Raw genomic sequence first — 24,014 nt, 5'->3', positions numbered from 1 at the left:
ATCATGATAAAAAAACTACTTGCCTTAAGTTTTTTACTTTCTATTTTTTATAGTTATTCTCAAACGGCTCAACTTTCAGCATATGCTGAAGTTAGTATTATTACTTCTGGACCGGGTGATCATTTATATGAAAAATTTGGACATACAGCCGTAAGAATTAAAGATCCTATGTTAGGTATCGATCTACTGTATAACTATGGAATTTTCGATTTTAATGGACCTGATTTTTACATGAATTTTGTTAGAGGATTCATGAAATATAAATTACAAAGATATCCCTTTCATTACTCTTTAAAATCTGCTAATGAAGATGAACGTTGGGTAAAACAACAAGTTTTAAACTTAACGCAAGAGCAAAAAAATGCATATTTCAAATTTTTAGAAATCAATGCGCAACCAGAAAATGCTAGTTATTTTTATGATCCTTTTTTTGATAATTGTGCTACCAGACCAAAAGATATTCTGAAAGATATTTTGAAAGATAAGCTTTCATTTGATACTTCAATTTTAAAAGAACAAAAATCTCTTAGAGATTTAATGAATGAAAAAATAAACCCTAATACTTGGGGAAGTTTCGGTATAAATATAGCTCTAGGAAGCAGATTAGACCAAATTGCTACAATTGAAGAGTACATGTATTTACCTGAATATCTTTATGCTATTTTTGAAAAGTCAAGTACTATTAAAAATGAAGAAAAGGCGAATTTAGTTAGAAGTAACAAAACACTTTTAAAATTCGAGACCAAGCCTTCAAAAGCAGACAGTTTTAGTCCTTTTTTAATTTTCACATTATTATTCTTTATCATTCTTTTTATAAGCTATAACGATATTAGAAAAGGAAAAAGATCTAAAATATTAGATTTTTCAATTTTATTCATCACTGGATTGATAGGTCTTCTAATTGTCTTTTTATGGTTCTTCACCAATCACTCGACAGCTCCAAATAACTTTAATTTTCTTTGGGCATTTGCTCCAAATTTAATCATAGCTTTTTTTGTAACTAAAGATGAAATTAAATCATGGATAAATAAATACTTAACTATTTTATTGGTTTTCTTAGCTTTAATGCCTTTATTACATCTTTTTGGAATTCAAAAGTTTACTTACCCAGTATATCCTTTAATTTTATTATTAATCGTACGTTATATATTTATAATAAAATTTCAAAAAAATAAGGCCTAACTAGAATTAGTAAGCCTTATTAAATATTTTTTAAACTCAAGATTAAGGTAAAACTTCAAAAACAACAAACTGATTTAGTTGTTGGCCGAAAGCACTGAAGTTATTATCTGCTACAAGTACTATAGATAAATTTCCATTAGCTAAACGTGGACCAAAAGTAATTCCCTCAATATTATCAACAACCTTAGCTCCATTCCCTGCTGGTATACTCGACAATTGATCTCTGATTAACTCAAAATCAAATAATAATGTTTTAGTAGCTTTAACATAATTTGCCCCTTTTAAACTAGAAATAGTAGAAATATCTGTTGCATTAGAAGCATCTACTTTATAGATTTTCACATTATTACCACCATCATCTGCTCCCGTAGTAAAGGATCTCTCTAATGCTAAAAACTTGTTTGTATCGTATTCTAAAAGTTCAACTAATCCATTAACAGTAAAGTTAAAACCTGTGCCTACAACTTCTCTAGCAACTTTGTCTAATTCATAAGCAAATTGCTTTTCAAATTTGCCTGTACTTTTATTAATGTAGGCTATTCTAACAGGAGAATCTGTATCCATAGCAAAAATTGGCTCAACTCCATCTTCTTTTAAAGGTAATTCCATTCCAACCCAATATCCTTTTTTATCTATACTCAAAGAGATACTTTCAAAAACTCCATTATGCCTTGGTCCTTCTGTATCTATTGATTTGGCTTCAAAAATACTCGGAATAGTAAAATCTCTTTTGAAATTTCCATTTAAAGAAGCTTCTCTAATAAAAGGATTTTCTCCATTATTAATATTTCCTTCGCTAGCCCAAATAATACTATTAGCATCAGTATCTATTCTTAAAGCTTCTGGATCTATTGGATTAATAAAAGATGTATTGTTAGTATCTAATAATTCTATTTCAGAAGTAATATTTATTGAAGTAAATTCAGTTTCTGTATAATTTAAATCTGCTGAATATACTCGTATTGGCGCATTTGGAGCATCACTTATTAGATAAAATTTGTTGTTAGCATAATCGATACTGGAAAGTCCACCAACTATATTTCCATTGAATTGGAATCCGTCTGGAATTATTTGCTCACCAATAAATCGGATAGAACTGATTGAAGTATTAGTATCAACTACCGTATCATTATCATCACTACAGCTATAAAAGCATGAGATTAAGATTGATAAACCTAAAAAAGTTTTTTTCATTTTTAAAAATTTAGATTTTACTAAATGAAAAAAACTAGTTTAAATGATTGTTAGCCTTATTTTTAATTTACTTTAAGCTTAAGTTAATAACATTAGATTTAAGTAAAGTTATAAGAAACTTTGTATTGCTAATTTATAACTATCTAATCCAAAGCCTAAAATTACGCCTTTAGCATTTTTAGCTATAAAACTTTTATGACGAAACTCTTCACGAGCATGAGTATTTGAGATATGAACTTCTACAACTGGTGTTTTTATTGCTTTTATTGCATCTCCAATTGCAACAGAAGTATGAGTATATGCTGCAGCATTTAAAACGATTCCATCATATTCAAAACCTACTTCATGCAGTTTGTTTATTATTTCTCCTTCTATATTAGACTGGAAATAAGAAAGTTCAACTTGTGGATAAATAGATTTTAAATTTTCATAATAAGATTCGAATGAACTATCTCCGTAAATAGTTGGTTCTCTTTTTCCTAATAAATTTAAATTAGGTCCGTTAATGATTATTAATTTCATTTTAAAATTTTAAAAAGAATATCTATTAGAACCTCCGAAAACATCAAATACTAAACCTAAACCAGTATAGCCATAAGTTGGTAATTTCTTTTTTACTCCCGAATAAAATAAATTCAATTTTATATTATCATTTACTTTATATCCTAATAAAGGTTTAAAAAAAACACCTCCATTATCTCCTTCAGGAGCAATTCCAACTGCAAACCCAAAATCTGCACCCACATAAAACTTTTCGTCTATAGCTTGAAATCTTACAGCACCACCTATTGGTAAATACATTAAAGCATCACGTTTAACACCATCAACTTCATCAGTTAAAAAATAAATAAAATTTAATGATGGACCGACACTTAAGCCTTCGAAAATTTCAAATAAATAATTTGCATCTACACCAAAAGCTGCTGTTGATACTGGCTCTAAATTACCTATAGTTATACCTCCATTAACTCCTAAGTTTAGTTGTTCTTGAGATAAACTTTTAACAGATAATAAAATGATTAATACAAAGAATATTTTTTTCATAAATAATGTATTTATTGCGAATATAAAATAAAAAAAGGAGCCAAAAAGGCTCCTTTTAAATATCTTTATAAGATAATAGATTACCAAGCGTAACCTAAACCTAATCCTAATCTAGGTAAGAATCCGTCGATACTAACAGAATTAATGTTTCCATCAACTGAAGCAGAAACGTACTGAGCTCCGAAGTTTAAATCTAAAGCGAAACCAGAATCTCCTCCACCAAATACCCATTGGTATCCAGCTACTGCACCAGCAGCAAAGAAACTTGTACTTCCATCTACTCCATCAGAATCAACAGAAGAAGTAGAATAAGAAACTACAGGAGCTCCATACCATCCTCTTGGTGCATCTTTATCAGAAGAGAAATAAAATTTATACTTACCTTCAACTCCAAAACCATTAGAAGAAACTGTTGTAGTTCCACTCGTTACATCGAAGCTAGAAAAAGCAACAGCAACCTCGATAGAAGAGTTGTCAGAAATAGCTCTTTCGTAACCAACTTCAGCAGAACCTAATACAAGACCTAATGGGTTAGCCTTAATAACATTCTTTTGAGCGTTTGCAGCAAATCCAAAAGCAACCACAGCAATTGTTAAAAATAATTTTTTCATAATTTTAAATTTTTGATATAATTATATGTTTGTGTTGGCAAATGTATAATTATTTTCGAAATAAAAAAGTATTTTGATAAAAAGTATCGTTTAAGTTGAACTGGGATAAAAAAATAAAAGATTATAAAACTTTCTTAAAAATTGAGAGAGGACTTTCTGTAAATTCTATAGAAAACTACGTAAGAGATGTTAAAAAATTATACAATTTTACGCAAGAATTTGAAATATTAAAATCACCTATTTCTATACAAAAAATAGAAATACAACAATTTATATATGAAATAGCAAAAATTGTAAATCCAAAAACTCAAGCTAGAATAATATCTGGGTTGAGGAGTTTTTTTGACTATTTGATTTTTGAAGGATACAGAGAAGATAATCCATTAGATTTAATCGAGTCTCCTAAACTATCTAGAACTTTACCTGATGTACTGACAGACGATGAAATTTCCAAATTAATATCTAAAATAGATTTAAGTCATCCACAAGGTGAACGTAATAGAGCCATAATTGAAACTATCTATAGTTGTGGTCTACGCGTAAGCGAAGTAATTAATTTACAGTTATCAGATTTATTTTTTGAAGAAGGTTTTATACAAGTCTTAGGAAAAGGTAATAAATATCGCTTCGTTCCTATACATTTATCTACTATAAAATTTATCAAATTTTATTTAGAACATACGAGAAATCATATAACTCCAATAAAAGAAGATGAAGATACTCTTTTTTTAAATCGAAGAGGAAAAAGACTTACAAGACAAATGATTTTTATTGTTTTGAAAAATTTAGCCGCTAAAACTAACTTAAATAAAAATATTGGTCCGCATACACTCCGTCACTCTTTTGCTACATATTTACTTAAAGAAGGTGTTGATTTAAGAGCAATACAACAGCTGTTAGGCCACGAAAGCATCACTACAACAGAAATTTATGTACATTTAGATAGAAAACATTTACAAGAAGTAGTGGAAAAATATCATCCTAGAAACAAATAATACAAAGAGCAAGATAGTTATCTTACTCTTTAATATGTTAGTCACAGTGAACAGCTTCTCCAATTCCGAAAATACTTCCAATAGAACCAAGTGTAATTAACCCTATTGTCTTGGCTACTATACTATTACGACAAGCATTCTTGTTAGGTACTAGCGCATCGCCACTTCCTTTAACATTTTTTTGTTGATCTTTGTTTAATTGAAAAGATTTAAATTTTTCTAACATTTTTATAATTTTAATTTAAAGACTAAATTAAATAAAATTACAAAAAGAAAAAAAAAAAAAATATACAAAAAAAGGCAAGCTACCTACATCACACTGCTACAACCTAATACCCTTGCTGCGTTCCCGCCCTGGGGGATTCAAAGGGAGCTAGTTGTGTAGAACTTGCCGGCTGCAAATTTACAATGTTTTTTTGAAACACAAACAAAAAAATTATATCTTTTTTTTGTAACATTTTTAAAACATTGAATACTAATAAAATGTTTTAAGTAATTTTATAAATTAATAACTAATCAAATCATTCACAAACATGGAAAATCAAGCAAGTAGTAAAAATATAATTCTTAATTATGGTGGGATATTGGGTACAATCAGTGTATTCCAAGGATTAATAATGTACGCTACAGGTAATCATTTAAAACCACATTGGTCTCTATCTCTTATAGCAATAGTACTTTTAATAGTGATTATTGTACTTGGAATAAAAAAGTTCAAAGTTAGTAATAATGGCTTTTTATCTTTTGGGCAAGCAGTTAAAGTAGGTGTTGGTATTGCTATTTTTTCAGCTCTAATAAGCGTTATTTACCAATATATATTTATAAGCTTTATAGAACCTACATACATGGAACAAATGACTGAAATTCAAACACAAAACTGGATAGACCAAGGTTATTCTGAAGAACAAATTGAAGCTAGTCAAGAGATGGCTAAAAAATTCTCTTCACCTGGTATTACAGCTGCTTTTAGTTTAATTGGTTCTGCAATTATTGGTTTTATTATCTCTGCTATTGCTGGTGCTATCATGCAAAAAAGAGAGGAAGACACTTTTTAAGCAATAATAATATTGTAACTTTACCATCTAAAACTGGTAATAATATATATTCATGGATATATCGGTAGTAATACCACTTTTAAACGAAGAAGAATCTTTACAAGAGCTATATGATTGGATTGCAAAAGTTATGCAATCCAATCACTTTTTATATGAAGTAATCTTTATCGATGATGGTAGTACAGATACTTCTTGGAAAGTAATTCAAGATTTAGTTGAAAAAAATCAAGAAGTAAAAGCAATACGTTTTCAACGTAATTACGGAAAATCTCAAGCTTTAGATGCAGGATTTGCTGAAGCTAAAGGAGCTGTTGTAATTACTATGGATGCAGACTTACAAGACAATCCAGATGAAATTCCTGAACTATATGACTTAATCGTTAAAGAAAATTTCGATTTAATATCTGGATGGAAAAAGAAACGTTATGATAATGTTTTAACTAAGAATATTCCTTCAAAACTTTATAATTGGGCTGCTCGAAAAACTTCTGGTTTACAGTTGAATGATTTTAATTGTGGATTAAAAGCTTATAAAAATGAAGTGGTAAAAGCTATAAAAGTTAGTGGTGAAATGCACCGTTACATTCCTATATTGGCAAAAAATGAAGGATATTCAAAAATTGGAGAAAAAGTAGTAAAACATCAAGCTAGAAAATATGGTGTTACAAAGTTTGGTGTAGATCGTTTTATTAATGGTCTTTTAGATTTGATTACCATTTCTTTTTTATCTAAATTTGGTAAAAGACCCATGCACTTTTTTGGTTTATGGGGTTCTTTAATGTTCTTATTTGGATTTACAACTGCTTTTTACATAGGTGTCATTAAGCTGTATCGCGTTTATGCAAAGATCAAAACAATATTAGTTACTGATAATCCTTGGTTTTACATTGCTTTAACATCTATGATTTTAGGAACACTATTATTCTTATCTGGCTTTTTAGGCGAATTAATAATAAAAAGTAATCCGCTTCAAAAACATTATAAAATCAAAGAAAAAATAAATTTATAACACCTCTTTTTAATTAACTATGAACGATATTTTAAGTAAAGCCAAACTTTGGTTAACTGATACTTTCGATGAAGAAACAAGAAATGAAATTTCTGAATTAATAAGTAATAACACAGAAGATCTTACAGATAGATTTTATAAAAATACAGAATTTGGTACCGGAGGAATGCGAGGTGTTATGGGAGCTGGTACAAATCGTATTAACAAATATACTTTAGGAAAAGCTACGCAAGGTTTAAGTAATTATTTAAACAAAGTATATAAAAATGAAGAAATAAAGGTAGCAATTGCGTATGACTGTAGACATAACAGTAAAAAGTTTGCTCAGTTAGTTGCAGATGTACTTTCTGCGAACAATATTAGAACTTTTGTTTTTGAAGACTTACGCCCTACTCCTGAGTTATCTTTTGCTGTAAACCATTTAAACTGTCATGCTGGTATTGTATTAACAGCTTCACATAATCCACCTGAATATAATGGTTACAAAGTGTATTGGACTGATGGCGGACAAATAGTTCCTCCTCAAGACGCAGAAATTATATCTGGAGTAAATAATTTAGAATTTAACGATATCAATTTCAATAAAAAAGAAGAACTAATTTCTTTTATTGGTGAAGAAGTTGACGAAGCTTTCTGGAATGCATCTTTAAAAAGTGGTACATTTAATATAAAAGGTAGAGAAGATTTAAAAATTGTTTTTACTTCATTACACGGTACATCAATAAAATTAGTTCCTGAAGTCTTAAAAAGAGCTGGATATACTCAAGTTCATGTTATTGAAGAACAAGCCGAACCAAATGGAGACTTCCCTACTGTTGAATCTCCTAATCCTGAGGAACCAGAAGCTTTAGCAATGGCTATCGAATATGCTAATAAAACAAATGCAGATATTGTAATTGGTACAGATCCTGATTGTGATCGTTTAGGAATTGCTGTTCGTGATACTGATGGTAACATGAAATTATTAAATGGTAACCAAACCATGAGTGTTATGACAGACTTTTTAATAAACCAATGGAAAGAAAAAGGTTTATTGAATGGTAAGCAATTTATTGGTTCCACCATTGTATCTACTACCTTAGTTAATGTTATTGCTGAAAATTATGGTGTAGAAACTAAAGTTGGTTTAACAGGATTTAAATGGATTGCTAAAATGATTAAAGATCATCCTGAATTAGACTTTATTGGTGGTGGAGAAGAAAGTTTCGGGTTTATGGTTGGCGATTTTGTTAGAGACAAAGACGCTGTAACTTCTACCCTACTAGCTTGTGAAATTGCTGCTCAAGCAAAGTCTGAGAATAGTTCTTTTTACAATGAATTACTAAAAATATATATAAAACACGGTTTCTTTAAAGAAAAACTAGTTTCGCTAGTTAAAAAAGGAATGCAAGGTGCTGAAGAAATCAAGCAAATGTTAATCGATTTACGTAATAATCCGCTTTCTGAAATAGATGGTGAAAAAGTAACATTTGTAAATGATTATAAAACTTCAATCAGAAAAAATATTATCACCGGAGAAGAAACTACGATTGATATTCCTAAATCTAACGTATTAATTTACGAAACAGAAAATGGAACTAAAGTAGCTTGTAGACCTAGTGGTACAGAACCAAAAATTAAATTTTACATCGGCACAAAAGGTTCTTTAGATACAGTTGAAAATGCAGATGTAGTTGGAAAACAGTTGGATGAAAAACTCCAACGAATTATAAAACAGTTAGGAGTTTAATGAATTACTTTAAACGAATTTTATCTTTTGTAAAGCCATATAAATACAGATTTATTTATGCTACTATATTTAATATATTATTTGCTTTATTTAACATTTTAACGGTAATATCCTTTTTACCTGTATTATCTATTTTATTTAACCCTGATAAAAAAGTAGAAAAACCTACATATGAAGGACTTAGAAAAAGCTTTGAATATCTAAAAAATAATTTTTACTACGAAATAGCTCAATATATAGAACGAGAAGGAGCAATTCATACATTGTTTTTAATATCAATAAGCGTTTTAGTATTATTCTTTTTCAAGAATTTATTCTATTTCTTAGGATCATATCAAATGGCATATTTATCGAATGGAACGGTTAAGGATATGCGAAATACATTATATAATAAAATTATCAATCTTCCTATTGGGTATTTTACAGAACAAAAGAAAGGTGACTTAATGTCTCGAATGACTTCAGATATTCAAGTTGTTGAAGGGTCTTTTATTTCCTCTTTTGGTGGAATTATAAGGGAGCCATTAACCATTATAATTATTCTTATTGTAATGTTTTCAATGAGCTATAAACTAACATTGTTTGTCTTTGTAACTTTACCTTTATCAGGTTTAATAATTTCTTGGTCTACAAAAAAACTAAAATCTAAAGCGCTACAATCACAACAAGAAAGTGGTACTTATCTTTCTTTATTAGAAGAAACAATTGCAGGTTTAAAAGTTGTAAAAGGTTTTACTTCAGAAAATGGTTTCTTTAAAAAGTTTTCTAATTCAACAAAAAGACAAGCTGATTTAAACATACAAGTAACACATCGTCAAAAATTAGCTTCACCCTTAAGTGAATTTTTAGGAGTTTTTACTGTTCTTGCCATCTTATTGTATGGAGGGAGTTTAGTTCTTACTAATAATCAATCTGCTTTAAATGGATTTGATTCAGAATCTTTTATTACCTATATTATTTTCTTCTACTCAACTTTACAGCCTACTAAAGCAATCGCAGGAATTTTTACCAATATTAGAAAAGGTGATGCATCTGCAAAACGTTTATATGATATTTTAGATGAAGCTAATCCTATTTTAAATATTGAAAACCCTATTGATAAAGAATTATTTACAACAGGGATAAGTTTTAAGAATATTTCTTTTAAATATGAAGATGATTATGTTTTAAAAGATTTCAGTTTAGAAATTCCAAAAGGAAAAATGGTTGCACTTGTTGGTCAGTCTGGTAGTGGAAAATCTACAATTGCTAATCTTTTAATGCGTTTTTATGATGTAAATCAAGGTGAAGTATTAATTGACAATGATAACATCAAAAATGTTTCTAAAGAATCGTTACGTTCTTTAATAGGAATAGTTACTCAAGATGCTTTATTATTTAATGATTCTATAGAAAACAACTTAAAAGTTGGTAATCCGAATGCTACTGAAGAAGAAATTATTGCTGCTACAAAAGTTGCCAATGCTTTAGAGTTTATTGAAAATTCTTCGAAAGGGTTTGAAACAAATATTGCAGATAGTGCTAATAACTTCTCTGGTGGACAAAAACAGCGTTTATCTATAGCTAGAGCTGTGCTCAAAAATCCACCAATCATGATCTTAGATGAAGCTACTTCTGCTTTAGATACCGAATCTGAAAAAATAGTTCAATCTGCATTAGAAAATATGATGCAGAATAGAACTTCTGTAGTAATCGCACATAGACTGTCTACCATTCAAAAAGCAGATTTAATTGTTGTAATGCGAGAAGGTAGAATCGTAGAACAAGGTAAACACGAAGAACTTTTAGCGGCTAAAGGTGAATATGCAAAACTTGTAGAATTACAATCTTTAGACTGATGCTAAAAACTTCTTATAAATAGATAAATATTTTTCAAGATATAAATCAGAAGAAAAATGTTCGTTATAAAGAGATTCGATCTGTTCAGATTGGATCTCTTTTACTTTATGATAGTTTGCCACCCAATTATCTAGATTAAAATCGGTTTGAACCATATCTGGATAATACTTTTTTACAACTTTAACAGATTCTCCAATATCTGAACATAAGAAAGGTAAGCCTTGTGCCATATATTCTACTAAAGCTAATGGATCTCCTTCAGAAGTAGAAGTTAATAAAGCCATTTCATATTGCTTAAGTTCAGTTTGTACATTATTACAACCTGTAACAAAATGGATACGATCTTTATATTGAATTTTATCCATATGTGCTACTAATGTTTCATAATAGTCACCTTCTCCACCTTTTAAGCTTGGACAATAAATCGTAAGATCTTTATCTAAAGCTTTAGCAATATCCATTGCTAATCTATGATTTTTCACCTTTTTTAAACTTCCAACTAAAACTAATCCTTTTGGAGTATGATTTTTATAGTTTGATTCGTAGTGTAACACAAAATTATTTACAAGAAAAACTCGATCTTCTTTTAGTTTAACTTTGTTTAGAGCCCACTCGGTAAGTAATTCAGAACAACCAATAAAAAAATGAGGTTTAAAAATTGTTTTATACCATTTCGGTACAGATTGATTTACAACAATTTTCCCATAATGATCGTGCAAAATTACTGGTCTATTTCCACCTAAGAAGAAAAATGTTTTTTTTACAAACCTATAATTTGCTCTCATATGAATATGAATAATATCGTCTTTTTTGATATTTTTTTTAAACTCTCTGTAAGCTTTAAATTTACCTTTATTTTTATTTAAGCGAACAACTTCTACTCCATCATCTATAAGATCAAATAAAGCTCCTTTATCGTTTAAAACAATAAGTTTAACATCGTTACCATTTCTAAATAATAAATTTGTTAAATTCACACAAACTCGCTCTGCCCCCCCCAGACCTAATTGATCTATTACTTGTACTATTCTCATTTTAAATTTCTGTTTGAGCTGTTAATCCTATATCTTTTGCTTTTTGTAACATAAAGTTATAAGATGCTTCATATTCATTAGGTATTTCTCCTTCTAAGATAGCTTCTTTTATTGCTTCTTTTATTTGACCAATCTCACGACAAGGTTTTAAATTGAAAGTTTTCATAATTTCCTCACCTGTAATTGGAGGTTGAAAATTACGAACACGATCACGTTCTTCTACTTCTTTAATTTTCTGACGAACGATTTCGAAGTTTTTATGATAACGTCTAAACTTCTTTGGGTTTTTAGTAGTAATATCAGCTTCACATAAAGTCATTAAACTATCGATATCGTCGCCTGCATCAAAAATTAATCTACGAACAGCAGAGTCTGTTACTTCAGAAGCTAATACAATGGGCCTAGAACTTAATAACACCATTTTTTGTACAAACTTCATCTTGTTATTTAATGGCATTTTTAAACGCTTAAATAACTTGTAAACCATCTTAGAACCGACAAATTCATGAGAATGGAACGTCCATCCATTTCTTTTATCAAACTTTTTTGTTGGAGCTTTTCCTATATCATGTAATAACGCAGCCCAACGTAACCAAACATCGTTTGTATTTTCTGAAATATTATCAACTACTTCTAAGGTATGATAAAAATTATCTTTATGAGTTTGCCCTTCTACTTCTTCAACACCTTTTAAAGCGATTAATTCAGGTAAAATTTTATTTAATAAACCTGTTTTTTCTAAAAGTAAAAAACCTATTGAAGGCTTAGGTGATGCCATTATTTTATTAATCTCATCAACAATTCTTTCTTTAGTAATAATTTTGATTCGTTCTACATTACTTTGAATTGCATCTAATGAAGTTTTTTCAATTGTAAAATTTAATTGAGTTGCAAAACGAATAGCTCTCATCATACGTAAAGGGTCGTCTGAATACGTAATATCTGGATTTAATGGCGTTCTTATTATTTTTCGATCTAAATCACCAATACCATCAAAAGGGTCTAACAATTTTCCAAAAGATTTAGCATTTAAGCTTAAGGCTAAAGCATTAATTGTAAAATCTCTTCTATCTTGATCATCTTGTAACGTACCCGCAGATACTTCTGGATTTCTACTCTCCTCTGTGTAAGACTCTTTTCTTGCACCAACAAACTCAACCTCAATGTCATTAAAACGTAACATAGCTGTTCCATAGGTTTTAAAAACCTGTACTTTAGGTTTGTTTGGTAATAAACTTGCTACTTTTTGAGCTAGTTCTATACCACTTCCTATTGTTACAACATCTATATCTTTGGCATTTCCGCGTTTTAAAATAAAATCACGAACAAAACCACCAATAACATAACTGTCTAAGCCTAATTCATCGGTTGCTTTGGTTATGTATTCAAAAACTTTATGTGTTAGTGCTTCTTTAAAAAATTGATCCTGCATAAACTCTATTCTCGTATCACTATTACTTTTTCTCCTTCTAATTTGAGTATCGTTGATGATTTCTCAGATACTTTATTTTGATGCAAATTTACTATATAATCAACATCATCCAAAATAGACTGTTCTATTTCAGAAAAAGATTTAGGAGTTGGATTTCCGCTAACATTTGCTGATGTAGACACAATTGGCTTTCCAAACGTCTCTATTAATTCTTCACAAAATTCATCTTTAGCTATGCGAATAGCAAGTGTGTTATCCTCTTTATTGATAATATTAGCAGCAATAGCCTTTGGATTTTGATAAATTATTGTTGTTGGTTTTTCTGCTTTTTTAAGTATTTCTCTAGCTACATCAGGAACTGAAACATATTGTTCTAACATTTCAAAGGAACTTACCAAAACAATTAAACTCTTACTTTCTTCTCTGTTTTTAATCTTATAAATCTCTTGTACTGCTTCAGAATTTGTTGCATCACATCCTAATCCCCAAACAGTATCAGTAGGATATAATATTGTTTTTCCTTTATTTAATTCAATTACAACTTCACTTATCATGATAATTTCGTTTTAAAATATGAAGGTTTACTTCTAAAAATACTCCTTTCGTAAATTATATCTTACGATACAGAAATTATATTACTTTAAAACCGCTAATTTACATTATGTTTGTTATAGTAAAACTATATTGAATGCATAAACATAAAATTAGTGCTGCACTTATTACTTTTAATGAAGAGCAAAATATTGCTCGTACATTAGAAAAATTAGTCTGGTGCGATGAAATTGTGGTTATTGATTCTTATAGTAGTGATGATACTGTTGAAATTTGTAAATCTTACGGAGCAAAAGTTTTTCAAAAAGAATTTAATGGATATGGTGAACAGAAAAGTTTTTTAGTGAGTAAATGTTCTTATGATTGGGTTTTATCTATTGATGCAGATGAAGTTTTAACTAATGAGTTAATAGATGAAATAAAAACTGAATTTAGTAAAGAAAAAATTCCCTATAAAGCTTATTTTATAAACAGAAAACATGTCTATTTAGGAAAAGTTTTTGAATATGGATATTTAAAAAACACTCCTATTCTAAGACTTTTTAATAAAAATAATGCTGGATTTTCTGATAAAAAAGTTCATGAAACTGTAGAATACAAAGGAGCAAAAGGAAGATTTAAAAACTTCTTCTACCATTACACTGCAAATTCTGTAGAACAAATTAATTTAAAGAAAAATAGATATGCATCGTTAGTATCTGAAGAATATTTTAAACGACAAAAACGAGTAAATATAATTTTACTTGTCTTTAAATATCCATTTACTTTTTTTAAGGAATATGTGATTCGAGGAAATATGTTTAATGGTTATGAAGGTTATGTTTGGAGTACTTATATAGCAGAATATAGCGTACTAAAATATTTAAAATTAATAGAAAGACGTAAGAAATTAAGGAAGTAAATATTCTTTTACTTTTTCTTGGATTAAAGCACTACTAAACTCTTCTTCTATTTTCTTTCTTCCTTTTTTTCCCATTACAGTCATCATAGCTTTGTTATTAATGAAAAATTCAATTTTATCACTGAAGTGTTGTACATCATCAAAAGGAAGTAAAAAACCATTTTCTTTATCTTCTATAATTTGACCATTGCTACTTATATTAAATGCTATTGCTGGTTTTTCGCAAAGCATGGCTTCTGCAAGAACATAACCAAAACCTTCCCATCTCGATGGTAACAAGAAGACATCCAAGCTATTCATAAAGCTTTTAGGATTTTCAATAAAACCAAGTAAAGTGACTTCCCTTTCTAAATTATGTGTTTTTATCTTTTGTGATAGAATATCACCTAATTTACCATCACCTCCAATAAATAATTTAAAATTTAGTGACCTTTTCTTAAGTTCTAAAGCAACATCTATTAAAAACTCTTGATTCTTCTGATAAACTAACCTTCCTAAATTTCCTAAAATAATTTCATTGTTTTGTCTCATATACAATTCTTCAGATGGCATACTATCAAACTTTTCAATGTTAATCGCATTAGGAATTACAGTAATTTTATCCTTCGGAAATAAATGTCCATTTTTAGCATTAATAGTTGCTTTGGTAGCTTCAGAATTTGCTAAAACTTCATCTAAAATATTTTTAAAGAAATACCTGTTGATGAAAGAATTTTTAATTGGTATCGCACTTCCTCTTCTATAAATTATTCTATTTACATTAGCTTTTTTTGCTGCTAAACCTCCAAGTTTCATATCTTCGGAAGAATTCATAACAATTGTAGAAACGTTATGATTCTTTAGAAAAGTAGCCACATTTGCAATCTTCTTTGAATTTAAATAACTAAAGTTTGAAACTTTAATTTCTTCATATGGAATACCAACTGTATTTACTTTATTTTGAAGTTCACTATTGGGAGATACAATAACCAAAACCTTGATTCTTTTTGAGAATAGATAAGACGACATTTCGTAATGCCATTTTTCTCCACCTCCCCAAGTTCTTGTAGAATTAAAGAAACATATTGTTTTTTTATTATCCATGTAAAACCGATGTGTATACTTTCATTAATTGGTTTGCAATAGCTTCATCATTAAATTTTTGCACAAATACATGTCCCTGCTCTGCAATTTCTATTTGTTTTGCTTTATCGCTTAGCAATGTAGTAATTTCTAAACTAAGTTGCTCGATATTATAAGGTTCTACATAAATCGAATGTGGTCCTCCTGCTTCTGGAAAAACACCTCCATTTGTTGTAATTACTGGAGTTTTAGAAAATAAAGCTTCAATAATTGGAATACCAAAACCTTCAAAAATACTTGGATAAATAAATATTTCTGCAGTTTGATATAGCGTTGCTAACTCTTGTAAATCTACTCCACCTAAAAAGTGAACTTTATGATTTAACTGGTTTTCTGTGATATATTCTTTAACTTGATCATAATATTTTGTTTTTCTACCAGCTACGACAAGATTAATATCTATGTCTTTAATAGCTTTAACAATACTAAGTAGATTTTTACGCTCTTCGATAGTTCCTACATTCAATATAAATTGATCAGGCAAATTATATTTTTCTCTAACTAATATTTTCTGTTCTTCAGATACTTGTTCTTTAAAAATAGCATGACAACCTTGATAAACCACATCTATTTTAGAAGCATCAATATTTAAATACGCAATAATATCTTCCTTAGTTTGCTCACTAATCGCTATAACTCTATCAGCTTTATGAGCCGCATATTTAAATTTATTAAAATGAATTTTTCTATCGAAAAAAGAATATAATTTCGGGTAACGAACAAATATTAAATCATGTATCGTAACTATAGATTTAGCTCCAGTTTTACTTAAATTTCTTGGAATTTCACCTGAAAGTCCATGATATAATTCTATTTTATCTTGAGCTATTTGTCGGTTGATTGGACCTTGTCTCCAAATCGAAGAAAACTTTCTCCAAAACTTCGTATCTGGAAGTATTTCTGTGAATTTACTCATATCTAACCGATCTACTCTTTTCGGCTTGGTATTATACAAGTAATAGTCTTCATCTGGAAAATATTCCGATAAGATTCGAATTAGATCTCTACTATAATTTCCTAATCCTGTAGTATTATGAAATGCTCTTTTGGCATCGAAACCTATTCTCATTTACGAATGCTTTTCTAATCCATTTAAACAGATGTAAAGATCTTTATCCATCTTTTCTTTCAACAAAACTCTATTCATTTCTACACCTTCGTTAGAATAACCTCTTTCATGATGTAAATGATAAACTATAGCTTTATTTTTCATGGATTTACTTCCAATTCCTATTCGTTTTAATCTCCACTCAATATCTGTATCTTCACCAACTGCAGCACGAACATAATCTTCATCAAATCCATTAATTGCGATTAAATGCTTTTTCTGAATTCCCCAATTGCAACCTAATAAACCTTTATCTTTCATTGTTACTATTAAACTTTTATTTTTTAAGTAAATACCTTCTTTCTTTTTATCGGAATCAGAAAGTAAAATAGATATCGTATTTAGAGGTTTAATTGTTTTATTTGAAGTGACTTTATTTGTTATTTTTTCTCCTAACATTACTCTTCTTCCTTTTAACATTACTCCTTCTTCAACATTATTTATATACGCTTTTACAAAATGTTTATGAGGAATACAATCACCATCAATAAAAACTAGAGTTTCTCCATTAGAAGCTTTGATAGATTTATTTAACATCATCGTTTTTCTAAATCCATAATCTTTTTCTTGATTTACATGTAAAATTTGAAAATTATATTGACCTCTAAAAGATTTCAAAAAATCTATAGTTTCCTGATTGCTATCATCTTCAGAAACAATTGCTTCAAATTCTTTTGAGCTTTGATGATTTAATGCTTCTAGAATTAACTTTAAATTATCTAGTGCTTTGTAATATGAAATTATGATTGATATTTTAATCACTATGGATGTTTTTTTATTCCTAAAAATCGTTTGATTTTATACTTAATTAATTTTGGTAAATAGTTTTTTCTTGCTGATGCTAAAAAATAAAAATATGAATTTCCTCTTCTTATATCTCCATCTATTATTTTATGAATAAAGTTATTTTTCCAAGCCACATAATTAAAACTTAATTGATCTCTTTTACTTTGAGTTGAAACTATCTTCCACCAATCTTCCATTACTTTAACTACCTCAAAATCACTATGTTTTCTAATTAAAACACCTCCTTTAATTAATCCATTTTCTTTTGGATAATTATCTAACTCAAATCCAGCAATCTGATCAGACATAACTTTGGGGTTATCCTTTGCTTGTCCTGTCTGTTTCATTAATTCTAAAATAGCTTCATATTCTTTGTATATACAATCTCTTGAATCATCAGATTGAGCATGGTCAAAGGTAGCCATTTTAAAACCGTTGAGAGATTTTAAAAGTTCATAAATATCTCCAACAATTAAAAAATTACTATCTATATAAATACTAGTTTCATAATTACTGAAATACAAATGTGGTAATAATTTAGGATGCCTATTTCTTAAAACATTATTACCTCCTTCAAACTTTACTTCTATTGGTTTCCATGGAGCAACAACCTTTTTTATATCATCTGTGAAACAAAAAAAATCTACTCCTTTAATTTTTTTTTGTGGAATGAAACCATAGTTTTCTCCGAAAGCTGCTGTATATATAACTATTTTATTCATGCATAAAAAAAGACCAAATATAAAACTATATTTGATCTTAAGAATTAAAGTTATTTGTTTAAAATATTAAACAGCTACATCATACTCTCTTAATGCATCGTTTAATGATGTTTTCTTATTTGTACTTTCTTTACGTTTACCTATAATTAAAGCACAAGGTACATTGTATTCTCCAGCAGCAAATTTCTTAGTATAACTTCCTGGAATAACTACAGAACGAGCAGGAACTCTTCCTTTCATTTCAACTGGCTCATCACCTGTTACATCAATAATTTTTGTTGAAGCTGTTAATACTACATTAGCACCTAAAACCGCTTCTCTTTCTACTCTTACACCTTCTACAACAATACAACGAGAACCTATAAATGCATTATCTTCTATAATTACTGGAGCAGCTTGTAATGGTTCTAACACACCACCGATTCCTACTCCACCAGATAAATGAACATTTTTTCCAATTTGTGCACAAGATCCTACAGTTGCCCAAGTATCTACCATTGTTCCTTCATCTACATAAGCTCCAATGTTTACATAACTAGGCATTAAAATAGTACCAGAAGAAATATAAGCTCCATGACGAGCTACAGCATTTGGTACTACACGAATTCCTTTCTCTTGATAGTTTCTCTTTAATGGAATTTTATCGTGATATTCAAAAATACCAGCTTCTAAAGCTTCCATTTTTTGAATTGGGAAATATAATACTACAGCCTTTTTTACCCACTCATTTACTTGCCAACCATCATCAGTAGGCTCAGCTACACGAAGCTCTCCTGCATCTAATAAATCAACAACTTTTCTTATTGCTGTTACAGTTTCCTCATTTTTCAATAATTCCCTGTTATCCCACGCGTTTTCTATAATAGAACGAATTTCAGTCATCTTGGTTAAATATTTTTTACAAATATAAGTCTCCCTAGAAAGAATTGGTAGTAAAACACATTTTTTAAACAGAAAATAATTCCTTGTTTAAAATGACTATTTTTGCTCAAAATAAAAGTAAAACTTGGCAAGAATATTAGCAATAGATTACGGATTAAAGCGAACTGGAATAGCTGTTACTGATGAATTACAGATTATTGCTTCTGGGTTAACAACTGTAGAAACAGATACTCTAATCAATTTTCTTAAAGATTACATTAATAAAGAAACTGTTGAACGTTTTATAATTGGAAAACCCAAACAAATGGATAATTCTGATAGTGAAAGTGAACAATTAATTAGTTCATTTATAGAAAAGCTTAAAAAAGAAATTCCATCGATTCCTTTTGAAAGAGTTGATGAACGCTTCACATCTAAAATGGCTTTTCAAACAATGATTGATAGTGGTTTAAAAAAGAAACAACGAAGAAATAAAGCTCTAGTAGACGAAATTAGTGCTACTATTATTCTACAATCATATTTATACAACAAATAATTTTAAGTAAACAAGCTTATTTGTACTTTTGCTTGCATTAAAAAATTTACCATAGTATATGATACTACCAATAGTTGCTTACGGAGACCCAGTGCTTAGAAAAGTTGGGAAAGAAATAGATAAAGATTATCCTAATCTTTCTGAGCTAATTAGCAATATGAAAGAAACTATGTACAATGCTTCTGGAGTTGGTTTAGCTGCTCCACAAATTGGAAAAGACATACGTCTATTTCTTATAGATGCTTCTCCTTTTGCGGAAGATGATGGTTTACCTGAAGAAGAGAAAAAAGTTTTAGAATCATTTAATAAAGTATTTATTAATGCTAAAATTATTGAAGAAGAAGGAGAAGAATGGATTTTTAATGAAGGATGTTTAAGCATTCCTGATGTTAGAGAAGATGTTTGGAGAAAACCTGTAATCACTGTTGAATATCAAGATGAAAATTTTGAAAAGCACACAGAAACTTATTCAGGATTAGCTGCACGTGTTTTTCAACATGAGTATGACCACATTGAAGGTGTATTATTTACTGATAAACTATCTTCATTAAAGAAAAGATTAATTAAGAAAAAATTAGAAAATATTTCAAAAGGGAAAGTAAATTCTGGTTATAGAATGCGTTTTCCTAACTCAAAAAGATAATTTTATTACATGGAATTTAGTAAAATAATAGCTGTATCAGGTAAGCCTGGTTTATATGAAATTTTATCGCAAACTAAAGCGGGAGTAATTGTAAAATCATTACTAGATGGTAAAAGAATGCCTATTACTGCAACTCACAATGTTAGTTTGTTAGAGAATATTGCAATCTTTACATACGAAGAGGATATTCCGTTAGCTGAAGTTTTTAAAAACATTGCTAACAAAGAAGATAACAAAGAAGCAATTTCACACAAAGAAAGTGCTAATAAATTAACTTCTTATTTTTCTGAAGTTTTACCAGGTTACGATGAGGAAAGAGTATATACTTCTAACATTAAGAAAGTATTACAATGGTATAATATTTTAGTAAAAGCAGAATTTGATTTTACTTCTTTAAATGAAGAAGTTATTAGTTCAGAGGAAGAAGAATAAAATATGAATACTCGTAAACAACAGTTAGAAGCTTTTAATCGTCTTTTAGACATCATGGATGATCTTCGTGAAAAATGTCCGTGGGATAAAAAACAAACATTAGAAAGTTTACGACATTTAACAATTGAAGAAGTTTACGAATTAGGTGACGCTATTTTAGATAATGATTTAGTAGAACTTAAAAAAGAATTAGGCGATGTGCTTTTGCACATCGTTTTTTATGCAAAAATCGGAAGTGAAAAAAAAGCTTTTGATATTGCGGATATTGCCAATGCAATATCAGATAAACTTATAGATCGTCACCCACACATTTATGGCGATGTTTCTGTTGAAAACGAAGAACAAGTTAAACAAAACTGGGAAAAACTTAAACTTAAAGAAGGAAAGAAATCTGTTTTAGAAGGTGTTCCTAAAAGTTTACCTGCTTTGGTAAAAGCTAATCGTATTCAAGATAAAGTAGCTGGAGTTGGTTTCGACTGGGAAGAACCACATCAAGTTTGGGAAAAAGTTCAAGAAGAATTGAATGAACTCAACGAAGAAATTGAAAATGGAAATCAGGAAAACATAGAAAAAGAATTTGGAGATGTTTTGTTTTCTATGATCAATTATGCACGATTTATAAAGGTTAATCCAGAAAATGCTTTAGAAAAAACAAATAAAAAGTTTATCAATCGATTCCAGTACTTAGAAGAACAAGCTAAATTAGCTGGTAAAGATTTATCTAATATGTCTTTAACCGAAATGGATGTTTTTTGGAATGAAGCTAAAAAATTATATAAATAACAACAATTAATGAATGTACTTTTTGTAGTTGGTGGTGGTAATTTAATTGCACAAATAGCTCAAATAGCTTTGTATTTAGGCTTAAAAGAACAGGGAGTAAATATTTATTTAATTGGTAATTTATCTAAAGAAGTAATCAATTATCTTAAAGAAAAAAAATTAGACCGTTCAGATTATCAATATTTACATCCAAAAGAGAAAATTGATAAAGAATATCAAAAAACTTTTACTGAGCTTTTAACTTCTAAAAAGATAAATATTGTACATTTTATCAGTGGTAAAGCTAGTCGTAGCGGATTAGGTGTTTTAAAAAAATACCCTAACATAAAAGCTGTTATTTATTACGGATCTGCAAGTTTACATTGGCATGATCCTAGCGCTTATTTAACTTATTTACATCCAAGAATTGATGCTATTATTGGAAATAGTAATTTCGTTTACAACCATGTAAAAAAACAACTATTTGGTAAACGTAAACAAAAAGCTGTACGTATATTTAAAGGTTATAGTACAGATTGGTTTGATAATGCTATTCCATTTGATTACACTTCTATTGGAATTCCTAAAGATGCTATAATTGTTTGTTCTATTGGTAATCACAGAAAAGTAAAAGGAACAAAGTATTTTTTACAAGCATCTAACTATTTAACTTCAGAAAAAGAAATTCATTTTATATTAATTGGTGATAAAACTGATGCTCCTCACCTATCTAAATTAAAAGAGGAAAGTAAAATAAAAAATCGAATTCATGTTTTAGGAAAACGTGATGATGTTCCGTCTTTATTAGCGGGTTCTGATATGTATGTACAGTCTTCTTTAAGCGAAGGATTTGGTAGGGCAATAAGCGAGGCAATGAGTGTTGGAAAACCAATAATAATGACAAATGCTGGAGGTTGCACCGAATTAATTGATGAAAACTCTGGAATTGTTGTGCCTTTAAAAGATTATAAAAGTATTGGTAAAGCTATTTCTGATTTGGCTAACAATAATGAAAAAAGAATTCAAATGGGTAAAAATGCTAAAGCTAGAATTCAAAATGTATATAGCATAGAACGAACAGTTCGAGAAACTTTAGCCCTTTATAAAAAATTATTAAATGAGTAATGTATTAATTGTAACTGGAGGTAGTAAAGGAATTGGTAAAGCTCTTGTTGAAAAATATCTACAAGAAAATTATATAGTTTTTTCATTATCACGGTCAATTATAGACATTCAAAATGTTACTCAAATTTCTGTTGATTTATTAAATATTGAAGAAGCTAAGAATGCTTTTGAAATGCTTTTAGATGAAGTTAAAAAAACAGCAATTACTTCGATAACTTTAGTAAATAATGCAGGTAGACTTGGTGAAATAGCGAATTTAGAAGCTATTAATTATCAAGATATTCATCAATCTGTATTCTTAAATACAACAATACCTCTTATTTTTTCTAGCCTATTTATTAATCAATTATCTGAACTTAATTGTAAAAAACAGATTATTAATATTTCTTCAGGCGCAGCAAAAAAACCTTATGAAGGTTGGAGTGTTTATTGCAGTTCTAAAGCTGCACTGGATATGATAACCGCTACGATATCTAAAGAGCAAGAAAATGTAGAAAATGGTGTAAAAGCCTTTGGAATCCGTCCTGGTGTAGTCGATACAAATATGCAATCTCAAATTAGAACTACTGAAGTCTCTAAGTTTAAAAACGTACAACGTTTTATAGATTTAAAAAATAATAACGAACTTTATTCTCCTGAATTTGTAGCTGAACGCATTTATAACTTAGATAGTAGTAATAAGCTTACAAATGGACAAACAATAGACTTAAGAGAAGTCTAAAATTAATTGACTTATGGCTTTAACGGAATCTAATAAATTTCAGATTGGTGCTTTTGCTCCAGATTTTAAATTAATAAACACAATAGATCATACAACAATTCAATTATCTGAAAATAAAGGAGAAAATGGAACTGCTATTTTTTTTATTTGCAACCATTGTCCTTTTGTAATTCACATCAATGAAGAATTAGTTAGAATTGCTAATGATTATAAAACTAAAGGAATTAATTGTATTGCTATTAGTAGTAATGATATTGTAAACTACCCTCAAGATGGTCCGGTTTTAATGAAAGAAAATGCAGAAAAACTTCAATACCCTTTTCCTTATTTATATGACGAAACACAAGAAGTTGCCAAAGCCTATAATGCTGCATGTACTCCTGATTTATATCTTTTTGATGGTGATTTAAAATGTGTATATCATGGACAATTAGATAATTCAAGACCTGGTAATAATATTCCTGTTTCTGGTAAAGATTTAAGAAACGCTATTGATGCTTTAATAGAACACAATACCATTCTTGAAAATCAAAAACCAAGTATTGGTTGTAATATTAAATGGAAGTAAGTTTTTTACTTATTTTTTATTAACTTTCATT

Annotated in this window: 27 protein-coding genes and 1 other RNA gene; 14 read left to right on the top strand and 14 right to left on the bottom strand. The window is 29.0% G+C overall.

Going from position 1 to position 24,014, the window contains the following annotated elements:
* Nucleotides 1-3: 3 nt before the first annotated feature.
* Nucleotides 4-1,182, top strand: coding sequence for a DUF4105 domain-containing protein (locus tag Q1A46_RS12800; protein WP_299679185.1), 1,179 nt, complete (start codon nucleotides 4-6; stop codon nucleotides 1,180-1,182).
* Nucleotides 1,183-1,224: 42 nt separating this feature from the next.
* Here the strand turns inward: Q1A46_RS12800 and Q1A46_RS12795 are convergent, their stop codons facing one another.
* The 4 genes from Q1A46_RS12795 to Q1A46_RS12780 all read right to left on the bottom strand — a co-directional run bounded on the left by Q1A46_RS12795 (nucleotide 1,225) and on the right by Q1A46_RS12780 (nucleotide 4,031).
* Nucleotides 1,225-2,376, bottom strand: coding sequence for an esterase-like activity of phytase family protein (locus tag Q1A46_RS12795; protein ID WP_299679182.1), 1,152 nt, complete (start codon nucleotides 2,374-2,376; stop codon nucleotides 1,225-1,227).
* A 108-nt stretch (nucleotides 2,377-2,484) separates the two neighbouring features.
* Entirely contained in the window at nucleotides 2,485-2,898 is a 414-nt protein-coding gene (gene aroQ, locus Q1A46_RS12790; protein WP_299679179.1) for a type II 3-dehydroquinate dehydratase, read from the bottom strand.
* Between the two features lie 9 nt (nucleotides 2,899-2,907).
* Nucleotides 2,908-3,420, bottom strand: coding sequence for a hypothetical protein (locus Q1A46_RS12785; RefSeq protein ID WP_299679176.1), 513 nt, complete (start codon nucleotides 3,418-3,420; stop codon nucleotides 2,908-2,910).
* 80 nt (nucleotides 3,421-3,500) lie between these two features.
* Nucleotides 3,501-4,031, bottom strand: coding sequence for a DUF3575 domain-containing protein (locus tag Q1A46_RS12780; RefSeq protein ID WP_299679173.1), 531 nt, complete (start codon nucleotides 4,029-4,031; stop codon nucleotides 3,501-3,503).
* A gap of 95 nt (nucleotides 4,032-4,126) precedes the next feature.
* On the opposite strand from Q1A46_RS12780, the gene xerA reads away from it, so the two are divergent.
* Nucleotides 4,127-5,026 (top strand): site-specific tyrosine recombinase/integron integrase, encoded by a 900-nt coding sequence (gene xerA / locus Q1A46_RS12775; protein ID WP_299679170.1) that lies wholly within the window; start codon nucleotides 4,127-4,129, stop codon nucleotides 5,024-5,026.
* 37 nt (nucleotides 5,027-5,063) lie between these two features.
* On the opposite strand, the gene Q1A46_RS12770 is transcribed toward xerA, so the two are convergent.
* Together Q1A46_RS12770 and ffs are read right to left on the bottom strand one after the other, a co-directional pair.
* A complete protein-coding gene (locus Q1A46_RS12770; RefSeq protein ID WP_299679167.1) occupies nucleotides 5,064-5,252 on the bottom strand; it encodes a hypothetical protein in 189 nt (62 codons plus the stop codon).
* Nucleotides 5,253-5,321: 69 nt separating this feature from the next.
* Nucleotides 5,322-5,420: signal recognition particle sRNA small type (gene ffs, locus Q1A46_RS12765), an RNA gene on the bottom strand.
* Between the two features lie 139 nt (nucleotides 5,421-5,559).
* Here ffs and Q1A46_RS12760 point away from each other — a divergent pair.
* From Q1A46_RS12760 to Q1A46_RS12745, 4 genes are read left to right on the top strand one after another with little or no spacing between them, the layout of a single operon-like run.
* Entirely contained in the window at nucleotides 5,560-6,081 is a 522-nt protein-coding gene (locus Q1A46_RS12760; RefSeq protein WP_299679164.1) for a DUF4199 domain-containing protein, read from the top strand.
* Nucleotides 6,082-6,133: 52 nt separating this feature from the next.
* On the top strand, nucleotides 6,134-7,090 hold the full coding sequence (locus Q1A46_RS12755; RefSeq protein WP_299679161.1) for a glycosyltransferase family 2 protein: 957 nt from the start codon (nucleotides 6,134-6,136) through the stop codon (nucleotides 7,088-7,090).
* A gap of 19 nt (nucleotides 7,091-7,109) precedes the next feature.
* Nucleotides 7,110-8,819, top strand: a complete 1,710-nt coding sequence (locus Q1A46_RS12750; RefSeq protein WP_299679158.1) for a phospho-sugar mutase — start codon at nucleotides 7,110-7,112, stop codon at nucleotides 8,817-8,819.
* On the top strand, nucleotides 8,819-10,657 hold the full coding sequence (locus Q1A46_RS12745) for an ABC transporter ATP-binding protein (RefSeq protein ID WP_299679156.1): 1,839 nt from the start codon (nucleotides 8,819-8,821) through the stop codon (nucleotides 10,655-10,657). The genes Q1A46_RS12750 and Q1A46_RS12745 overlap by 1 nt, the downstream gene beginning before the upstream one ends.
* Here Q1A46_RS12745 and Q1A46_RS12740 read toward each other — a convergent pair.
* From Q1A46_RS12740 to Q1A46_RS12730, 3 genes are read right to left on the bottom strand one after another with little or no spacing between them, the layout of a single operon-like run.
* Entirely contained in the window at nucleotides 10,649-11,692 is a 1,044-nt protein-coding gene (locus Q1A46_RS12740; protein ID WP_299679154.1) for a glycosyltransferase, read from the bottom strand. The genes Q1A46_RS12745 and Q1A46_RS12740 overlap by 9 nt on opposite strands.
* Before the next feature lies 1 nt (nucleotide 11,693).
* On the bottom strand, nucleotides 11,694-13,124 hold the full coding sequence (locus Q1A46_RS12735; protein ID WP_299679152.1) for a CCA tRNA nucleotidyltransferase: 1,431 nt from the start codon (nucleotides 13,122-13,124) through the stop codon (nucleotides 11,694-11,696).
* 5 nt (nucleotides 13,125-13,129) lie between these two features.
* Nucleotides 13,130-13,678: an L-threonylcarbamoyladenylate synthase gene (locus Q1A46_RS12730; RefSeq protein WP_299679150.1), complete on the bottom strand. Its 549-nt coding sequence runs from the start codon at nucleotides 13,676-13,678 to the stop codon at nucleotides 13,130-13,132.
* 134 nt (nucleotides 13,679-13,812) lie between these two features.
* On the opposite strand from Q1A46_RS12730, the gene Q1A46_RS12725 reads away from it, so the two are divergent.
* On the top strand, nucleotides 13,813-14,577 hold the full coding sequence (locus Q1A46_RS12725; RefSeq protein ID WP_299679147.1) for a glycosyltransferase family 2 protein: 765 nt from the start codon (nucleotides 13,813-13,815) through the stop codon (nucleotides 14,575-14,577).
* Here Q1A46_RS12725 and Q1A46_RS12720 read toward each other — a convergent pair.
* The 5 genes from Q1A46_RS12720 to Q1A46_RS12700 all read right to left on the bottom strand — a co-directional run bounded on the left by Q1A46_RS12720 (nucleotide 14,566) and on the right by Q1A46_RS12700 (nucleotide 19,197).
* Nucleotides 14,566-15,660 carry a glycosyltransferase family 4 protein gene (locus Q1A46_RS12720; protein ID WP_299679144.1) on the bottom strand — a complete coding sequence of 365 codons (1,095 nt, stop codon included), beginning with the start codon at nucleotides 15,658-15,660 and terminating at the stop codon, nucleotides 14,566-14,568. The two genes, Q1A46_RS12725 and Q1A46_RS12720, sit on opposite strands and share 12 nt — an antisense overlap.
* Complete coding sequence (locus Q1A46_RS12715; RefSeq protein WP_299679141.1) at nucleotides 15,653-16,768, bottom strand: glycosyltransferase family 1 protein; 1,116 nt, start codon at nucleotides 16,766-16,768, stop codon at nucleotides 15,653-15,655. The genes Q1A46_RS12720 and Q1A46_RS12715 overlap by 8 nt, the downstream gene beginning before the upstream one ends.
* Entirely contained in the window at nucleotides 16,769-17,569 is an 801-nt protein-coding gene (locus tag Q1A46_RS12710; RefSeq protein ID WP_299679138.1) for a glycosyltransferase, read from the bottom strand.
* Nucleotides 17,569-18,315: a glycosyltransferase domain-containing protein gene (locus tag Q1A46_RS12705; RefSeq protein ID WP_299679135.1), complete on the bottom strand. Its 747-nt coding sequence runs from the start codon at nucleotides 18,313-18,315 to the stop codon at nucleotides 17,569-17,571. The genes Q1A46_RS12710 and Q1A46_RS12705 overlap by 1 nt, the downstream gene beginning before the upstream one ends.
* 66 nt (nucleotides 18,316-18,381) lie before the next feature.
* Nucleotides 18,382-19,197, bottom strand: coding sequence for a 2,3,4,5-tetrahydropyridine-2,6-dicarboxylate N-succinyltransferase (locus Q1A46_RS12700; protein WP_299679132.1), 816 nt, complete (start codon nucleotides 19,195-19,197; stop codon nucleotides 18,382-18,384).
* Between the two features lie 124 nt (nucleotides 19,198-19,321).
* On the opposite strand from Q1A46_RS12700, the gene ruvX reads away from it, so the two are divergent.
* From ruvX to Q1A46_RS12665, 7 genes are read left to right on the top strand one after another with little or no spacing between them, the layout of a single operon-like run.
* Nucleotides 19,322-19,732: a Holliday junction resolvase RuvX gene (gene ruvX / locus Q1A46_RS12695; protein WP_299679129.1), complete on the top strand. Its 411-nt coding sequence runs from the start codon at nucleotides 19,322-19,324 to the stop codon at nucleotides 19,730-19,732.
* Between the two features lie 58 nt (nucleotides 19,733-19,790).
* Nucleotides 19,791-20,375: a peptide deformylase gene (def, locus tag Q1A46_RS12690; RefSeq protein ID WP_299679126.1), complete on the top strand. Its 585-nt coding sequence runs from the start codon at nucleotides 19,791-19,793 to the stop codon at nucleotides 20,373-20,375.
* A gap of 9 nt (nucleotides 20,376-20,384) precedes the next feature.
* Entirely contained in the window at nucleotides 20,385-20,807 is a 423-nt protein-coding gene (locus Q1A46_RS12685) for a DUF5606 domain-containing protein (protein WP_299679123.1), read from the top strand.
* 3 nt (nucleotides 20,808-20,810) lie between these two features.
* Entirely contained in the window at nucleotides 20,811-21,590 is a 780-nt protein-coding gene (gene mazG, locus Q1A46_RS12680; RefSeq protein WP_299679120.1) for a nucleoside triphosphate pyrophosphohydrolase, read from the top strand.
* A gap of 9 nt (nucleotides 21,591-21,599) precedes the next feature.
* Nucleotides 21,600-22,694, top strand: coding sequence for a glycosyltransferase family 4 protein (locus Q1A46_RS12675; protein ID WP_299679117.1), 1,095 nt, complete (start codon nucleotides 21,600-21,602; stop codon nucleotides 22,692-22,694).
* Entirely contained in the window at nucleotides 22,687-23,415 is a 729-nt protein-coding gene (locus Q1A46_RS12670; protein WP_299679114.1) for an SDR family NAD(P)-dependent oxidoreductase, read from the top strand. The genes Q1A46_RS12675 and Q1A46_RS12670 overlap by 8 nt, the downstream gene beginning before the upstream one ends.
* A gap of 13 nt (nucleotides 23,416-23,428) precedes the next feature.
* Nucleotides 23,429-23,983: a thioredoxin family protein gene (locus Q1A46_RS12665; protein ID WP_299679111.1), complete on the top strand. Its 555-nt coding sequence runs from the start codon at nucleotides 23,429-23,431 to the stop codon at nucleotides 23,981-23,983.
* Nucleotides 23,984-24,014: the final 31 nt, after the last annotated feature.

The organism is uncultured Tenacibaculum sp. (genome assembly GCF_947502995.1).
Lineage (GTDB): Bacteria > Bacteroidota > Bacteroidia > Flavobacteriales > Flavobacteriaceae > Polaribacter.
Note: the sequence above shows the minus strand (reverse complement) of the source record. Positions and strands in the feature narration are given on the sequence as shown.

Coding starts and splice junctions, on each gene's coding strand:
- Q1A46_RS12800 (WP_299679185.1), top strand. CDS start 4: ATGATAAAAAAACTACTTGCCTTAAGTTTTTTACTTTCTATTTTTTAT.
- Q1A46_RS12670 (WP_299679114.1), top strand. CDS start 22,687: ATGAGTAATGTATTAATTGTAACTGGAGGTAGTAAAGGAATTGGTAAA.
- Q1A46_RS12725 (WP_299679147.1), top strand. CDS start 13,813: ATGCATAAACATAAAATTAGTGCTGCACTTATTACTTTTAATGAAGAG.
- Q1A46_RS12685 (WP_299679123.1), top strand. CDS start 20,385: ATGGAATTTAGTAAAATAATAGCTGTATCAGGTAAGCCTGGTTTATAT.
- Q1A46_RS12770 (WP_299679167.1), bottom strand. CDS start 5,252: ATGTTAGAAAAATTTAAATCTTTTCAATTAAACAAAGATCAACAAAAA.
- def (WP_299679126.1), top strand. CDS start 19,791: ATGATACTACCAATAGTTGCTTACGGAGACCCAGTGCTTAGAAAAGTT.
- Q1A46_RS12700 (WP_299679132.1), bottom strand. CDS start 19,197: ATGACTGAAATTCGTTCTATTATAGAAAACGCGTGGGATAACAGGGAA.
- Q1A46_RS12735 (WP_299679152.1), bottom strand. CDS start 13,124: ATGCAGGATCAATTTTTTAAAGAAGCACTAACACATAAAGTTTTTGAA.
- Q1A46_RS12745 (WP_299679156.1), top strand. CDS start 8,819: ATGAATTACTTTAAACGAATTTTATCTTTTGTAAAGCCATATAAATAC.
- Q1A46_RS12785 (WP_299679176.1), bottom strand. CDS start 3,420: ATGAAAAAAATATTCTTTGTATTAATCATTTTATTATCTGTTAAAAGT.
- Q1A46_RS12780 (WP_299679173.1), bottom strand. CDS start 4,031: ATGAAAAAATTATTTTTAACAATTGCTGTGGTTGCTTTTGGATTTGCT.
- Q1A46_RS12715 (WP_299679141.1), bottom strand. CDS start 16,768: ATGAGAATAGGTTTCGATGCCAAAAGAGCATTTCATAATACTACAGGA.
- mazG (WP_299679120.1), top strand. CDS start 20,811: ATGAATACTCGTAAACAACAGTTAGAAGCTTTTAATCGTCTTTTAGAC.
- Q1A46_RS12755 (WP_299679161.1), top strand. CDS start 6,134: ATGGATATATCGGTAGTAATACCACTTTTAAACGAAGAAGAATCTTTA.
- Q1A46_RS12740 (WP_299679154.1), bottom strand. CDS start 11,692: ATGAGAATAGTACAAGTAATAGATCAATTAGGTCTGGGGGGGGCAGAG.
- aroQ (WP_299679179.1), bottom strand. CDS start 2,898: ATGAAATTAATAATCATTAACGGACCTAATTTAAATTTATTAGGAAAA.
- Q1A46_RS12795 (WP_299679182.1), bottom strand. CDS start 2,376: ATGAAAAAAACTTTTTTAGGTTTATCAATCTTAATCTCATGCTTTTAT.
- Q1A46_RS12750 (WP_299679158.1), top strand. CDS start 7,110: ATGAACGATATTTTAAGTAAAGCCAAACTTTGGTTAACTGATACTTTC.
- Q1A46_RS12760 (WP_299679164.1), top strand. CDS start 5,560: ATGGAAAATCAAGCAAGTAGTAAAAATATAATTCTTAATTATGGTGGG.
- Q1A46_RS12730 (WP_299679150.1), bottom strand. CDS start 13,678: ATGATAAGTGAAGTTGTAATTGAATTAAATAAAGGAAAAACAATATTA.
- Q1A46_RS12720 (WP_299679144.1), bottom strand. CDS start 15,660: ATGGATAATAAAAAAACAATATGTTTCTTTAATTCTACAAGAACTTGG.
- Q1A46_RS12705 (WP_299679135.1), bottom strand. CDS start 18,315: ATGAATAAAATAGTTATATATACAGCAGCTTTCGGAGAAAACTATGGT.
- Q1A46_RS12675 (WP_299679117.1), top strand. CDS start 21,600: ATGAATGTACTTTTTGTAGTTGGTGGTGGTAATTTAATTGCACAAATA.
- Q1A46_RS12665 (WP_299679111.1), top strand. CDS start 23,429: ATGGCTTTAACGGAATCTAATAAATTTCAGATTGGTGCTTTTGCTCCA.